Below are 15,399 nucleotides of genomic sequence, written 5' to 3'. Positions count from 1 at the left end.
TAGTTGGTTTATTTTTTTTATCGTATTTGATTTAAAATATTTTCAATATTATTAACTTTATCAATTAAAGCTTCCATAATTTGTTCTAAATTGCTTAAATTGTTTTCTGTTGTTGTTTTAATCTCGTTAATTAACTCGCTAATTATATTTTTGATATTATTTTCAAACATATAATTTCTCCTTTCTAATTTTTGATATTAATAATTCATCATTTATTTTTCTTAAAAATTAATTTTTTAATAATTTGGTGATTATTTTTGCATTGTAAAGTCAAAAAATAAAGATTATAACTTATTTTTTGTTTGTTAATAAATTCTAATCTTGCTAAACAATGCCGAGCATACTTTTTACAATATCAGCCACCTTTTTTGTTTTTGGTTAATTTTGTAAAGTACTCATTGATATAACACTGACATTTATTAATTAATACTGTCTTATTTGCTAATTTAATTTTTAACTCTTTTCAACAGAGTTCTTTTAAAGACACTTTCAAATCCTCCTTATAAATAGTAAGATTTCTAAATTTTTTTATTGTGGAACACTTAGCCTTTAACGAACGATTGCAGGTTAAAGATTTATCCCCAAACCACAATAACTCTTTTATATTGCCTAAAAGAATTGCCTCCATTATGTCGTAGCGGTACGGCCACCCCTATATTGTTTATCCTCGCTTGCTTGGTTTTACGACTTTCCAAATAGGAGAGTTTTATTTGGTTGGTTTTGCTGTTATTTTTTAAAACTAAGCAAGGTTAACGACAATTTTAACCTAATTAAAAAAGATAGAATTTTATATCTATCTTTTTCTTAGTTTTTGGAAATTTTATACCAACCGAATATTTTACGCGGTCATAAATATTTAGTTAGGAGATGATAAAATTGAGTAATTTTGTTAAGAAAAATCAGAATGTAGAAAATTATTTTATTAGTAAGGAATTTATCCCTTTTACAACAGATAAAGCAAGTTTTATTAATTTACCCAATCATAATCGCCATATTGGTTTTTGATTGAATAATAAGTTTATTTATCCGAGTGAAAAACATTCGGATCAAGTAGCAATCGGTTTGATTTATGATAATTCTTATCCTATTATAAAGTATGATGAAAATTTAAAGCGAAATATTTGAAAATATTTAACTGGAACAGCCTTAATCAATTTATATAATCAATATAAACAAAATTATTTTACCAAAATGAAAAAAGCATTATTTTCAAGTGAACCTCAAAAAGTAAAAACAAATAATAATAATAATAATAATATTTAATAAATTTAAGTTTTGAAAAAGAACAAGAATTAATTAATGATTTGAAAGATTTAAATTAAATGAGTTTATATGATTATTGAGTTCAATTTGTTATTTATATTATTGGTGCAAATGCCCCTTAGTTTTTATATTTTATATCGTTTTTGTTATTTATCGTTTTGTTTTTTGGGATGTTTTTTAAACTTATTCAAAAAATGTGGAGTTTTTAAATATGCAAAATGATTGAATTAAATTAAAAGAGTTTTTTATTCATGTCTTTTTGTTTATAGATAAAACAAATGTTGAAACTATTACAACTTGAAATTTAACTCAAAATGAATATTTAACTTTAATGGTAGGGACCGGTAAAACATTGCTTTTAACTTATTTATCGCAAACTATGAAATTATTGACAGATGAAATTTATAGTAATTATCCGTTAGAAGATGATAAAGTTAAAGTTTTAACATTTAAAAATTTAGATTTTACCGATCGAACAAAACTAGTCCCACCCGATGATAGTGTTATTTTATTTGATGAAAGTTATTTGTATATTGATGGAACTAGTCCTCACGATGAGAAAAAAGTTCATAGTGGTAAAATACCGTGAATTGTTTTAGCGAGACATTTTGGTAATCGTGCGTTGTTTACTGCTCAGCGTGAGGGTATTATTTGAAATAATATTTGCCAGTTAGCAAGTGGAATTATTATTCCAATTTCATTGAAAAAACCAGTTATTAAGAAAGGGTTTAATTTTTTAATCGTTTCTTTATTATGCGAATTGGTATTTTTCAAGATATAACGGATTATGAAATTTGAAAAACAAAATCAGTAGAACGAACAGCAGAAGGTAAAAGAGCAAAACATAAGTCGGATGTTGGGTTAGGAATTCGGTTTTTTAAAATAATTATTCCGCTTGAATTTGCCAATAAATATGATAGTCAATGGTTAAAATTTGTGAGTGATTTAAAGAATGATGAAATTATTGATAAAAAAGAATATTATTGGTCGGAAATTACAAAATTAAGTGTTAAAGAGCGATTGGAATTATTTGATATTGATATTTTGAAAAAGAATTTAAAACCTAAAAAAGAGAAAGGAAATGGTAAAGATGATTAATTTATTAGTTGAAAATAATAATAGTAATTGAGACAAAATTTTTAGTTTTGTTTTTGATATATTTTTGTTTATTTTTGATGTAATTTGAAATACAAAATTACCGATTACAAATACATCGATTGCTTATTTTTTAGTCTTTTTTATGGTTATTAAGTTATCGATTTATGCAATTCACGGGACATCAACACAATATAACAATTTAGGTTCAATAGTTAATAATGGTGTTTCGCAAGTATATTCGTCAACTGTACGAAAAGGTATTAATATTGGTAAAAATGTTTATCAGAATAGTAATAAGCAACAAGTTAAAAAAGAACTTAAACGACAAAATATTAGACAACAAGCAAAAAATATTAGAAGTACTAAATTTAAAGGAGATAAAAAGTAATGATTAAATTAGTTTTATTGGTTGCGGCAATCGCGATATTTGGAACTGGTTTTTATTACTGTTATTATTAATCAATTTACATCAGCAAAAAATATTATTATGGATTTATATAATTCTGATACTTGGTTGATTTGATTATTTGGCAGAATGGCAGTTTTGTTTAGTCATCCGTTAATGTTAACAATATCGAGTTCATATATTGTTGGGTTTATTGTTTCAAAAACATTTTATAGTTAGGAGTTGAGTTTATGAAAAAATCGTTATCTTTATTTGCCGTATTTATTTTAATTTTTTTAGGTTTGGTTATTCCATTTATTACTTTAACGGCGTTTAGACCGTTAAATGAGGAACAATATACGCTTAAACAAGAAAGAGTAGTACTGATAAAGGTATTAATGAAACTGATTTTATTAATACAATGTTTTTACGCAGTAGTTTTTTTGAAAATTGGTCGGAAACAAATTATTTTATTAATACAACTTTAAAAACATCAAAAAAATTATAGTTTAATGATAAATGGTATTTGGATTTTTTACAAGATAGTTATTCCACGGGAGTTGTTTATGATAAACCTGGTTGAACATTTTTAAATTATTATCAACAATGACATAGTTTAAAAAATCAGTATATGATTGATAAATTTTATGATGTTAAAAAGGAGAATTTTTTGGATGATTTAACTGATTTTATTTATTCTTTTGCCGTTAAATATAAGTTGTTTGATGTATCTAAAAAAAATTGTGGAAAATGTTGAACGTTATAAAGAAAATCGTTATCCAAGAGTTGGGTTAAACCAAGATAATTGAAAATTAATAAATTATTTAGATAAACCATTTAATGAAGTTGATAATAAATATTATTTTGTTATTTGAAGAGAAACTATGGATAATAATTAAGGTGTTGATAAATTTAAAAATGATAAAGAAGAATTTAATATTAATACAATTGGTCTATTAAGAAAAGAAAAAGATGTTAATAATAGAATTCAATTATGTTTTGGAAGACGTTATTGAAATGAACACACCGATAATTATATTAAAGGAGTTTATCGTTGAGATGGTATTGGTGAACCACAAACACCTACCATTGACAAAAATACCGGTAAAATTACTGATTGAAATAGTTATCAACAAAATCGTGTAAAAGAATTTATTAGTTTATCTTTATATTCTGTTTTGCGGGAAAATATTAGAGTTCAACAAGGTGGTAGTGCGGATTATGAAAATCCGAATAAGGTTGGAACAAAGCGGATAATTTTTGATTTTGAAACGGTTGACAAGTTAGATGTTAAAAATATTAAAAAAGCAATTTATCGGATGATTTTGACTGTTGATGAAGCAAATTTAATTATTTCCGGTAGTTTGGAATTAAATAATATTAATAATGATGATTTAAGTTTTAATTTTAGTTTTATGCGAACGGGAACTAGTGAAGTTTTTAATTTTAATGGTTCAATTTATTCATCATTAAATAGTGAAGATTTAAAGTATTATCAACAGTTTAGCGGTCAGTTTGATTTATCTAAGTTTTTACAGTCGTTTTTTGCAAGTGCTTTGGTGCCAGTGTTTCAAAATCGTAGTTCGTTTATTAAAAATGGATATATTGATAATTTACAGTATGATACTGTTTTAGTTAACTTTTTTGCGTTGAAATTACAAAATTTTAATAATATTTTATTAAGTGAAAATATTAACGATAAATTACAATTTGATAAATTATTAAATAGTATGTTTAAGATTTCACAGAAATTTTATACTAATTATTTACGTACGATTTTTGATTTAGAGAATAACACTTATGTTCAAGGTTATAATAAAAAATATGGTTTATTAGTAAATAATGGTTTTAAAATTTACCCACGATATTTTTATTTTTCGGATAAATATAAGCAATTAGATATTAAATTATATTCAGAATTTAAAAATAGGTTTTATGCGATTAATAATTATGGTAGTGTTTTTAATTATGATTTTTCGGTTGCTAATAATTATGATATTAAGTTAAATTCGGGTTATGTTTTTGGCGGTAATTTACAAAATAAATATGCTTTAAAGTATAAAAAAATTGAAGAACAAAAAATCGGTTATAATGTTTTTGAATTGCAAGCACAAAAACAGAATGATATGTAGCGATATTATGATTTTAATTTTGGGATTTATAATTGACAAGAAATTAATAATGGTGGGTTGTTCCCCGATAAACAATGATGACAAGTGCAATATGTAACGCCAGAGGGTTGATGAGATTTTGGTGCTCATATTAAAAATGCTGTGATTTGAATTGTTAATACTATTCCGGGAGTTAAACAAGTTAATGAATTAGCGAGTGGTGTTGGTAAGGTTTTTGAAACAGTATATAGTTTTTTTAGTCAAATATTTGAGGTATGAAAATTTAATCCAGCATTGTATAGTACAATAACAAATATCTTTTTATTAATTATTTTTATGAAATTTGTGCGATTAATATAAAAAAGGAACTGTTATTAAGTTCCTTTTTGTTCTTTTCAATCAGTAATTTTACCGGTATTTTTTTCAATGGTAGGTGTTTGTGGTTCACCAATACCATCTCAACGATAAACTCCTTTAATATAATTATCGGTGTGTTCATTTCAATAACGTCTTCCAAAACATAATTGAATTCTATTATTAACATCTTTTTCTTTTCTTAATAGACCAATTGTATTAATATTAAATTCTTCTTTATCATTTTTAAATTTATCAACACCTCAATTATTATCCATAGTTTCTCTTCAAATAACAAAATAATATTTATTATCAACTTCATTAAATGGTTTATCTAAATAATTTATTAATTTTCAATTACTACCTTCTGGTGGTTGTTGTGGATTATATGATGGTTTTGGTGATGGTTTATTATCTTCTTCTTTTTTTATTATTATTTTCTTTATTACAACTGATTAATGTTGTTGTGCTTGTTGCGGTTAATCCAATTGCTCCTTTTTATTGTTTTATATATAATTGATACTATCATATATAAATTATATATAAATTATTTTTTTAATGAAAGGTATATAAGTGTTATGTATAGTCATTTAAGTTTTATGGATAAAGTTAAATTAGAACAATTATTATTATCAAAAATGTTTTTAAAAAAGAATGGTAAACAGAATATTTCTGCAATAGCTAAATTTTTGAATAGACATCGTAGTACTATTTTACGAGAAATTAAGAGATTTAAAACTATTAAAGAATATAGTGCTTATAAGTCAGATGAAATGTATTAAAATAAGAAAAGAAAAAAGAATAATAAAAGATGTAAATTTACGGAAAAACAGATTAATTTTATGAAAATTAGACTTAATAAATATTGTGATGCTCCGAGAGAATTTATTTATCGTTATTTTTTAAAATTTGGTGTTAAATTTCCTGTTTGTGTTAAAACATTGTATAAATGAATTCGTTTAGGTTTTTATGGTTTTTTAAAACAGAATTTGCGACATCGTGGTAAAAAATATAAAACAAAAGGAAAATCTGATAATCGTGGTAAATTAACTGATTTTAGGTCAATTTGAGATATTGAAAATAAAGTTTCTAATGTTGGATGATTTGAAATGGATACTGTTGTTGGAAAAAACCATCAATCTAGTTGTTTAGTTTTAGTAGAACAATCAAGTAAAAAATATTTTGCAATAAAATTAGAAAATCATACTGCTAATGAAGTTTTTAAAAAGTTTAAATAAATTGTTATAAATAATAATTTAATTGGAAAAATTAAAGGAATAATAACAGATAGAGGGAAAGAATTTAGCAAATGACGAGAAATGGAAATATTTGCTGAAATATAAGTGTATTTTTGTGATGCTGGTTCACCACAACAAAAACCTTTAATTGAATATATGAATAGTGAATTAAGATATTGATTTCCTAAGGGAACTGATTTTAATAATGTTAGTCAGAAAAGAATAAATTGAGTAGTTAATGTTATAAATGATAAACTCCGACCGTGTTTAAATTGAATAAGTGCTAAAAAATGTTTTTGCAGAATATATAAACAATAAATATTTAAAAATGTATATTAAATTATAAAATATGTTATTAAAATAATAAAATATGTATTTATTAATTAAAATTAATAAATTATTTTTAGTGTGTTTAAATATGGACAAAATAAAATAAAAATTAAAATATTTTTATTTTTTTTAAATTTATGGTTGATTTTTGTAATTTTTATTATATTATTTAATTAATAAAGATTTGTTGCACTTAATTTTACATAATTCATATGTAAAGTAAAAACTATGAAATTAAATTTTTAAATAATAAATAATAAATTTTAGAAAGCGAGGGCATTATAAAAAAATGTGATTTAGTAAATCAGATAAAGAATTAGAACAGGAATTTAAAAGCAATTTTAATGTTGGATTATCTTCAAAACAAGCCAAAGAAAGATTAGTTAAAAATGGGAAAAATGAATTACCAAAACCTAAAAACAAAAATTGAATTTTAATTTTTTTAGTTTCATTATTAAATCCATTATCTCTTATTTTAATTATTGCAGGAGTTACTTCGGTTATTATTGAAAAAGTTGTTAATAATCGAATTTATGTGATAGATTTTATTGTAATTTTATGTATCGTTTTATTAAATGCCTTCATTCAAACAATTGAACAAATTAGAGCAAGAAAATCCCTTGATTCTTTAAAAAAAATGACAATTCCAGTAACGATTGTTAAACGAGATGGTGCAATTTTTGAAATTTTGGTTGATGAATTAGTTGTAGGTGATATTGTTATTTTAGAAGCAGGGAAATATATTCCAGCTGATATTCGCATTTTAGAAGCAAATAATTTGTTAATTGACGAAGCTGCATTAACTGGTGAATCAGTTCCTGTTGAAAAAAATGGTGAAATAATTTTAAAAGAAAAATTATTGTTAGCAGAACAGACTAATATGGCTTTTATGTCAACTTTTATTACAAATGGTCGAGCAGCTGGGATTGTTGTTGCAAATGCTGTTGATAGTGAGATTGGAAAAATTGCTGCTGCGGTTGTTAAAACAAAACAAGAAAAGACACCATTACAGTTACGCTTAACAAAATTAACAAAAGTTGTTAGTATTTTTGCGGTTTTATTAGCAATCTTTGTTTTTGTTTTCTTTTTATTAACTGATGAAAATAGTTGACCAATTAATTTAATGACAGCAGTTACAATTGCAATTGCTGTTATTCCAGAATCCTTAATTGTTATTGTGTCAGTTATTTTATCATTATCAGTAAAACGAATGACAAAAGTTAATGTTATTGTTAAAAAATTAGATGCGGTTGAAACATTAGGTTCAGTTAATGTTATTTGTTCAGATAAAACAGGGACTTTAACTCAAAATAAAATGACAGTTAAAGAGATTATTTTCAATAATGAGATTCTTAAAGAAAATGATTTTAATTATAACCAAAATAATAAGGCAACTTTTCATTTTATTAATTGTCTAACTTTATGTAATAATGCTATTAACCAAAAAAATGAACAAATTGGTGATCCAACTGAAATTGCTTTAATTGATTTTACAAGAATATTTACAATTAGTGAAGTAGAATATCGTGAAAAACATCTTCGTGTTTTAGAAGTTCCCTTTGATTCTGATCGAAAATTAATGTCAACTGTTAATCATGTTAATAAACAGGAATTTGTTTATACAAAAGGTGCTCTTGACCAATTATTACTGCAATGTAATCGAATTTATTTAAATAATGAAATTGTTCCATTAACTGAAGAAATGAAGGAAGAAATCCAAGAGGAAGCATTAGATTTATCAAGTCAAGAATTACGGGTTTTAGCTTTTGCTTTTAAGCAAAAAGATCAACAAGACATTGAGACTAATTTAATTTTTTTAGGTGCTGTTGGAATGATTGACCCACCACGTCCAGAAGCGGTTGAAGCAGTTAGAAAGGCACATGAAGCAGGAATTAGAGTAATTATGATTACTGGAGATCATAAAGCAACTGCTTTAGCTATTGCTAAAGAATTACGTCTAGCAGTTTCAGAAGCGAATGTTTTATCTGGCCATCAAATTGATAATATGAATAATCATAAGTTACAAGAAAAACTACGTGATGTATCAGTTTTTGCAAGAGTTAATCCTGATCATAAAACAAGGATTGTTGAGTGTTTGCAATCAATGAACTATGTTGTTTCAATGACAGGTGATGGCGTTAATGATGCTCCAAGTTTAAGCAAAGCCGATATTGGTGTTGCAATGGGAATAACAGGGACAGATGTTTCAAAAGAAGCTGCAAATATTATTTTACAAGATGATAATTTTTCAACAATTATTCGTGGTGTTGAAGAAGGGCGGAATGTGTATCATAAAATTAAACGGGTTATTGCTTTTGTTTGTATTGCACAATTAGCAAATGTGTTAGCTTTTATTATTATTTCAGTTACAACTAAAATTAAACCATTTGATTCTGTTAACATTTTATGATTTAACTTAGTCATTGAAACATTAATGTCAATTCCAATTGGTTTAGGAAATAATGATGATGGCTTAATGCTAGAAAAACCACGAAGTAAGAAAGAAACTTTTTTTACCAATAGTTTAGTTACAATTTTATATTTAGCTTTTGTAACATCTGCTACTGTTATTGGTACATTTTTCATTGGTAAAGATATTTTTCATAATATTGAAGATGCTAAAATTGCGACAATCTTAGTAATGGCTTGTTCACCAGTAATTTTTGCTTTTGCAATTAAATTACCAAATTATAGAATTAAAACACAATATAATGTTCCTCAGACTAATTATTATTTATTAGGTGCTTCAGTAATTGCCTTGGTATTAAATTTTTTGATGGTTTATACACCGGGTTTAAACTTATTTTTTTTAACAACAACCAAAGAACATAAATTTGACACCTCACCACTGTTATCTTGACAAATGACTGTAGTATCATTAGGAATGATGGTGCTTCCATTATTAATGTTGTTGGGATATGATGCATTTCGTAAATTAATCAAACGATAAAAGAATAACATTAAAAATTGTTTTATTAAGTCTTATTATATTATAAAATGTTGTCAGTCCAACTACTAAAGGAAAGCAAAAAATTTTTAATTTATTAAGCAATTAAAGTTTTTCAATATTTTTTTAAAATTAGTTATTTTTCTTATATAATTAACTTAGTGATTCTTGGGATGGGTGGATAATATGTGAAATCTTGCAAAAGAGGCTACGCGAGGGTTTACAAAAAAATAAATCAATTTATTGGGTTAATTTTGTTTATTATTGGTGCAGTTTTAACCTTTACAGCTCTTTTTTCAACTGTTTTTCAAGTTAAAAATGGCTTAAATGATATTAAGAAAAATAGTCTTCCTTATCAATATGAAATTCGAGTAGATAGTTTAAATATTGATAATAATGTGTAAAAAAGAAATCCTGCTTGAAAAATAAATGAAAATAATCGCACTTTTTTATCTCAGTTTTATGATGAGTCAAAAATTGATGCTGAGCATTTAACATTTAATAATATTCGTGCTGATGTTTTAGGGTTAAATTGTGATTTAACTAATTCTGAAATTTGTAAATGAACAAAAGAACCATCATACTTAAACCCAGAAAAGAGGACAGCTTCTTTTGCTGCATTAGTTAAAAATTTTAATAAGAATCTTACTGCTGCTTTTTTAAGTTATATTATTCATAATCCAGATGAAAGTCGTTTAAATGATTTAATTAATGTTGACAAAGCTGGCTTAGAACTTAGTTTTAATGTTGGTTATCAATTTACTGCAAATAATTTAGCAAAAGATAAGCAATATTTAATGCTACTGCTGTTAACAAAAATAAAAATTTATTATATAACGGTGATGGTTGACGAGGTAATAATATTTTTTATACTCCGTTTAATCGTCTTTTTGAAGTAACAAAATGAGAACATATTAGTGATTTAACAGAAAATAAAATTATTTTAAATAAACAATATGCTGATTATAATCATTTAAAACTTGGTGGACACTTTAATTTAGGAAATATTCAAAATTTACAATTTAATATTATTGGATATGGGGCAAAGGTAAGTAATATTTATCCTGATTTAGTAAGTCTATCAACTCTTGCTACTGGTCATAAAATTATTGATTTAAAAAATGGTTCAGTATTATTTATGAATGATATTAATTTTTAATGCTATCAAGCAAAATTTTTCAAATGGAACTGAAAAAATTACTAGTTTTATTAATGTTAATGGTAATTTAACTGAACCACAAAAAATAACTTTATTAAGAAAATTTTTAAGCAATTATTTTGTAGCGCATGATAATGCAATTGTCGCTTTTGAAGCATAATTACCGGGACAAGTTGTGATGTTAACAAATACTGGTTTTATTATTAATACTTCAATTGCTGTTGCTTGTTCAATTATTATTTTATTTATTATTGATTTTTTCATTAAAAAAGATATTACTAATGCAAAACGACAAATTAGAGTCTTAAAATCATTAGGATATCATCGCTTTGAATTATCATTTATTTTTACTTTTAACATTTTTTTTAAAACTTTAATTGGTTGTTTATTAGGATGAGCTTTAAGTATTCCTCTGCAAATGTATTTCACTATTTCAAATTTATATTCAATAGTATTACCATTATCATCATTTTATTTTAATCCACTAATTTTTGTTTCAGCGACAATTTTTATTCCACTTATTTTTATTGGGATGTCTTTCTTAATCTCATTTATTTTTCTAAATCGGACAGCTTTGGATTTAATTTATGATTTAAAAGGTTCTAATTTAAGTTTTCGTCCTAAAAAAGGAAAAAAGGTCGTAAATATGCTCATTTTGGATGAACATTTAATGTTCATTTATCATTTACCTTTGCACTAAAATCTTTAGGAAAATGAATTATGGTATTAATTGTTTTAGTTTTTTCGTCCTTTTTGTTAATTTTTCCAGTTAGATGCAGGAGTAATGGCACAAGGAATTGTTAAAGATTCTTTAAGTTATTTTAAGAATGATATTAAATCATATTTAATTGCTAGTTATTATCAACAAGATATTGCACAAGAAGCCAGCAATAGTAAACCTTATCAGTGAATGACGGCTGATAAGAGTATGAATTATTACCATGAGGCAAAAATTATTGATGATAATAAAACATTTAACTTTCCAAATCCATTGATGTGCTTTACAAGTCTATCTTTTTCAGATTCAAAAAATATGAAAAAATTGTGGTGATTTATTAAATATTATTGGTGATCCAAGTGGTGCAACTCTTGTTATAAGTAAGATTAATTATGATGAAGAAACAAAAACATATCCATATATAAGTGCAACAACAGTTGAGGCAGTTGCTAATTATAAAGTTAAGGATAATGAGTCTGGTGAATGAATTAATGGATGAGATAATTTAGTAAAAATTATTAATCTTATGAAACCATTTTTAATTGAAAAAGGAATAAATGAAGCTGATATTCAAACAATTAAATTATTAGTGGAATTAATTTGGTTAATAGTTTAAGTACAACAACTAATGGTCAATACCCAGATATTTATTTAGGACCATATATTGTTTATGATAAAAATTATGATTTCCCGTATGTTTTCTTATTAGCAGGTTGAAGTCCAGATGATACTAAAAATTCAAAAAATCCAGTTTCACAATTAAATGTTGTTGGGTTAACAAGTGATGAAACAGACCGTAATCAATTATTGAATTATCGTTCTAAGACGACACCAAGTGATATTGCCCAAAAAGAAGTCTTTGGCTATAAAATTAGTTCAGACCCTACTGGGAATGACCCAAATGTTTCAATTAATGAACCAATACCAGTTCTTTTAGCAAAACGGGTTTATCAATCGATGAATTTAGTTTCGGGGGATATTTTTAAATTAAATGTTCGAATTACAAATGCTATTGGGTATGTTCCAGTTGCTTTTAAAGTGATTGGTTCAAATGATGCCGATATTAGTTCGGGGAATATTTATATGAATCAAGATTCATTAGTTACGGTTATGAACCAATGAGTTAATTTAACTAAAAAAGGAGAACAATTTTTACCAAATTCTTATTATAATGTTGTTGCATCACGAGCTAGTCCATTGAGAGTAACCTTGCAGTCTTATCGTATTATTTCGTCATTTTCATTAAACGATAATTATGATTTTACAATGTTTGATAATAATAAAAAACCGGATCTTAAAAATGCATTAGACTTAAGAACAAATTTAAAATTATTAAATGGTCTTAACAAAATATGACTATTTGATACTTTACGAGAAAATTATTCACAAGGAATTCGAACTGTCCGGGATGTTCTTAATGTTTTAGAAGGATTAACAATTGTCATTGTTGCTTTAATTTTATCAGTCTTAATTGCTATGGTGCTTGATGAAAATCGCCGTACAATCTTAACTTTAAAAGTCCTTGGATATCCAACATGAAAAATTATTGCAATTGTTTTAGGTTATTTTTTAAGTTATGTTATTGCCCAATTATTATGGAATGTCATTGCTCATATTGTTTTTAAAAGTACCGAAATGTTATTAATTCCTTTTTTCATCTTATGTTGTTTCAATAGCAACATTAGCAATTGGTTTTATTTTAATTTCAGTAATTGGAGTAGGGATTTGAAAAATTAAAAAGAATAAATTAATAAATATTACAATGGAATAAAAAATGTTATTTAATTAAATAACATTTTTTAAATTTATTAATTTCTTATTAATTTTTTTGTTAAACTAAATATATAGATATTGTGTTAGCCTAATTTATGATAAATAAAATTAATTGCTAGGGAAGTGGTAAAAATTAACAATGAAAAAAATATATACTTTCTGCATTATTGCAAGTTCTATTTTTGTTCAAAATCTAACCTTTAATAAAGTTCCTAATCATAGTCGTAATACTCCATTTGGTTTTAATGAAAAACAATATATTCAAACAAGAATTGAAGGAATTGACAATATTTCTTGTAATGCAATTAAAATTTCTAATAATATAGTTTATTTTGGAACTTCACGGGGAATTTATTTTTTCTTAATGATACAACAAAAGCAAAAAAAATAATGGAATTGATGATAATGTTATTGCTTTAACAGTTGATCAAAAAAATAATATTTATTATGTAAACGAAGATCATCAAGTATATATTTATGATGGTAATAATGGAACAATTGTTAAAATTGAGGGTTTAAATGATGAATTAGTTGATAATAATATTATTGTTCTTGCATTAGACAGTAATGATACTTTGTATTTAGGTACTTTTGCTGGAATTTATTATTTATTATCAGGGTCAACTAGAGTTTAAAAATTTATTTATGATAACAATAGTGATAATAAAGTTGATAGAAAAGTTTTTGCTTTAGTGATTTACCACAACGATAATTTATATTTTACTACTGATGAAGATAATTTTTTTCAATTCAAAAATTAAATAATGAGTATAGTTTAGCTGACGAACATAAACTTAATGAATTAATTTATGCGTTTGCTGTTGATAAAGAAAATAACATTTATTTTGGTAATTATGTGTATTCAAGTATTGAAAAAGAATTAAGAGAGATTGGTTTATTGGATAAAACAGCGTTATCTATTACTGTTGACAAAAATAATAATGTTTATTATTCAACAGTACTTGCTGGGGTGTATTTTTTTAAAAATAAAACAAAACATGTTGGAAAAACTAATATTTTTGGAACTTCTGTCCATACAATTACTATTGACCAAAATGATAATATTTTTATTAATAATAATGAAGGCCCTTTTATTTTTCAAGTTTACGAAGAACTTGTTGTTCCCCCTGCAGTAAAGCAAAAAGAAACTTTGGTTGTTGAAATTTTAGGATATGTTTTTTTAAGTTCTTCTGGGGCAGTTGTGCTATCTTGTTTGGGTACATGACTGTGGAATAAATATCGGTATAAGAAAATAAGTCGAAAGTAAAACAAGATTAATAAAATTTTTTAAAATAACTTTTTTTATTTGACTTTTAACAAAAATTATAATAGTATGTTAATTGGTATTGTAACATAGTCATCAAAATACCATAGACAGCAACGGATTTTATTAAATCTTAATTATGTTGCCGAGGCATTATTGAGATATAGAAAAATGACATGTTTTTATATTATTTAAATAATGTTTTAGGCAATTAATCCACTTGGTTAATTGCTTTTGCTTTTAAAATTATTATAGGGAGGCGAAGAATGAAGCCAGCAATTAAAATTAAAACAGCAGTTGTTAATGAAATTGTTAATAACTTTAAAAATGCTAATTCAGCAGTTATTGTTGAATATCAAAAATTAACGGTTGCTGAATTTACAGAACTAAGAAGAATGCTTACAAAACAAGATGTAAACATTAAAGTATATAAAAATAACTTAGTAAGTTTGGCTGCTAAAGAGGCGGGATTTGCTGAATTAGACCAATTTTTAACAGGTCCTAATGCTTTTGTGTTTGGTACAGGTGAACAGATGGCTGCCGCAAAAACTTTAGCAAAATTTTCAAAAATACATCCAGCAATAAAATTAAAAGCTGGAATTTATGAGGGTAAAGTTTTAGATACAAAAGCAATTGTTGAAATTGCAGCATTACCAACAAAAGATGAATTATTATCAATGTTTGGAGCAAGTTTACTATACCCATTACGTATGTTTGCAATAGCAGTTAAAGAAATTGCTAAAACAAAAACTGAATAAT

15 protein-coding genes, 5 pseudogenes and 1 other annotated feature are annotated in these 15,399 nt (G+C 25.1%); of the genes and pseudogenes, 17 read left to right on the top strand and 3 right to left on the bottom strand.

Annotation, left to right across the window (positions count from 1 at the left end):
* Positions 1-17 precede the first annotated feature (17 nt).
* Positions 18-170, bottom strand: a complete 153-nt coding sequence (locus tag SDAV_RS12405) for a hypothetical protein (RefSeq protein WP_186823397.1) — start codon at positions 168-170, stop codon at positions 18-20.
* Positions 171-184: 14 nt separating this feature from the next.
* A complete protein-coding gene (locus SDAV_RS10615) occupies positions 185-487 on the bottom strand; it encodes a hypothetical protein (RefSeq protein ID WP_114565527.1) in 303 nt (100 codons plus the stop codon).
* A 380-nt stretch (positions 488-867) separates the two neighbouring features.
* Here SDAV_RS10615 and SDAV_RS10610 point away from each other — a divergent pair.
* The 7 genes and pseudogenes from SDAV_RS10610 to SDAV_RS14680 all read left to right on the top strand — a co-directional run bounded on the left by SDAV_RS10610 (position 868) and on the right by SDAV_RS14680 (position 5,217).
* A pseudogene (locus tag SDAV_RS10610) lies at positions 868-1,322 on the top strand (DUF3627 domain-containing protein).
* A 152-nt stretch (positions 1,323-1,474) separates the two neighbouring features.
* Positions 1,475-1,621: pseudogene (locus SDAV_RS14685) on the top strand (DUF2649 family protein); the annotation flags it as partial.
* A pseudogene (locus tag SDAV_RS14535) lies at positions 1,598-2,361 on the top strand (hypothetical protein); the annotation flags it as partial. The pseudogenes SDAV_RS14685 and SDAV_RS14535, both read left to right, overlap by 24 nt.
* Positions 2,354-2,749 (top strand): hypothetical protein, encoded by a 396-nt coding sequence (locus SDAV_RS10600; protein WP_114565526.1) that lies wholly within the window; start codon positions 2,354-2,356, stop codon positions 2,747-2,749. The pseudogene SDAV_RS14535 and the gene SDAV_RS10600, both read left to right, overlap by 8 nt.
* Positions 2,749-2,820 carry a hypothetical protein gene (locus SDAV_RS14720; RefSeq protein ID WP_456300525.1) on the top strand — a complete coding sequence of 24 codons (72 nt, stop codon included), beginning with the start codon at positions 2,749-2,751 and terminating at the stop codon, positions 2,818-2,820. The genes SDAV_RS10600 and SDAV_RS14720 overlap by 1 nt, the downstream gene beginning before the upstream one ends.
* Positions 2,789-2,986: a hypothetical protein gene (locus SDAV_RS10595; protein ID WP_245938423.1), complete on the top strand. Its 198-nt coding sequence runs from the start codon at positions 2,789-2,791 to the stop codon at positions 2,984-2,986. Before SDAV_RS14720 ends, SDAV_RS10595 begins: the two co-directional genes overlap by 32 nt.
* An 11-nt stretch (positions 2,987-2,997) precedes the next feature.
* A pseudogene (locus tag SDAV_RS14680) lies at positions 2,998-5,217 on the top strand (spiroplasma phage ORF1-like family protein).
* A 14-nt stretch (positions 5,218-5,231) separates the two neighbouring features.
* Here SDAV_RS14680 and SDAV_RS10585 read toward each other — a convergent pair.
* Positions 5,232-5,489 carry a DUF3688 family protein gene (locus SDAV_RS10585; protein WP_114565525.1) on the bottom strand — a complete coding sequence of 86 codons (258 nt, stop codon included), beginning with the start codon at positions 5,487-5,489 and terminating at the stop codon, positions 5,232-5,234.
* Positions 5,490-5,789: 300 nt separating this feature from the next.
* Here SDAV_RS10585 and SDAV_RS10580 point away from each other — a divergent pair.
* The 10 genes and pseudogenes from SDAV_RS10580 (at position 5,790) to rplJ (ending at position 15,398) form a co-directional block, all read left to right on the top strand.
* Positions 5,790-6,760, top strand: a pseudogene (locus SDAV_RS10580) (IS30 family transposase).
* Between the two features lie 308 nt (positions 6,761-7,068).
* Entirely contained in the window at positions 7,069-9,729 is a 2,661-nt protein-coding gene (locus SDAV_RS10575) for a cation-translocating P-type ATPase (RefSeq protein WP_114565524.1), read from the top strand.
* A 185-nt stretch (positions 9,730-9,914) separates the two neighbouring features.
* Positions 9,915-10,130 carry a hypothetical protein gene (locus SDAV_RS13730; protein ID WP_245938422.1) on the top strand — a complete coding sequence of 72 codons (216 nt, stop codon included), beginning with the start codon at positions 9,915-9,917 and terminating at the stop codon, positions 10,128-10,130.
* A gap of 738 nt (positions 10,131-10,868) precedes the next feature.
* Positions 10,869-11,045, top strand: coding sequence for a hypothetical protein (locus SDAV_RS13725; protein ID WP_245938421.1), 177 nt, complete (start codon positions 10,869-10,871; stop codon positions 11,043-11,045).
* An 18-nt stretch (positions 11,046-11,063) separates the two neighbouring features.
* A complete protein-coding gene (locus SDAV_RS13720; RefSeq protein WP_245938420.1) occupies positions 11,064-11,585 on the top strand; it encodes an FtsX-like permease family protein in 522 nt (173 codons plus the stop codon).
* 256 nt (positions 11,586-11,841) lie between these two features.
* Entirely contained in the window at positions 11,842-12,219 is a 378-nt protein-coding gene (locus tag SDAV_RS13715; RefSeq protein ID WP_245938419.1) for a hypothetical protein, read from the top strand.
* Positions 12,204-13,340, top strand: coding sequence for an FtsX-like permease family protein (locus SDAV_RS13710; RefSeq protein WP_245938418.1), 1,137 nt, complete (start codon positions 12,204-12,206; stop codon positions 13,338-13,340). The genes SDAV_RS13715 and SDAV_RS13710 overlap by 16 nt, the downstream gene beginning before the upstream one ends.
* Positions 13,341-13,515: 175 nt before the next feature.
* Positions 13,516-13,767: a hypothetical protein gene (locus tag SDAV_RS13705; RefSeq protein WP_245938417.1), complete on the top strand. Its 252-nt coding sequence runs from the start codon at positions 13,516-13,518 to the stop codon at positions 13,765-13,767.
* A gap of 465 nt (positions 13,768-14,232) precedes the next feature.
* A complete protein-coding gene (locus SDAV_RS13700; RefSeq protein ID WP_245938416.1) occupies positions 14,233-14,643 on the top strand; it encodes a hypothetical protein in 411 nt (136 codons plus the stop codon).
* Between the two features lie 83 nt (positions 14,644-14,726).
* Positions 14,727-14,887, top strand: a sequence feature (ribosomal protein L10 leader region).
* A 19-nt stretch (positions 14,888-14,906) separates the two neighbouring features.
* A complete protein-coding gene (rplJ, locus tag SDAV_RS10560) occupies positions 14,907-15,398 on the top strand; it encodes a 50S ribosomal protein L10 (protein ID WP_114565523.1) in 492 nt (163 codons plus the stop codon).
* Position 15,399 lies beyond the last annotated feature (1 nt).

The sequence above is a fragment of the Spiroplasma phoeniceum P40 genome (genome assembly GCF_003339775.1).
Taxonomy (GTDB): Bacteria; Bacillota_I; Bacilli_A; order Mycoplasmatales; family Mycoplasmataceae; genus Spiroplasma; species Spiroplasma phoeniceum.
The sequence above is the reverse complement of the archived record's forward strand: the minus strand, read 5'-3'. Positions and strand labels throughout refer to the sequence as shown.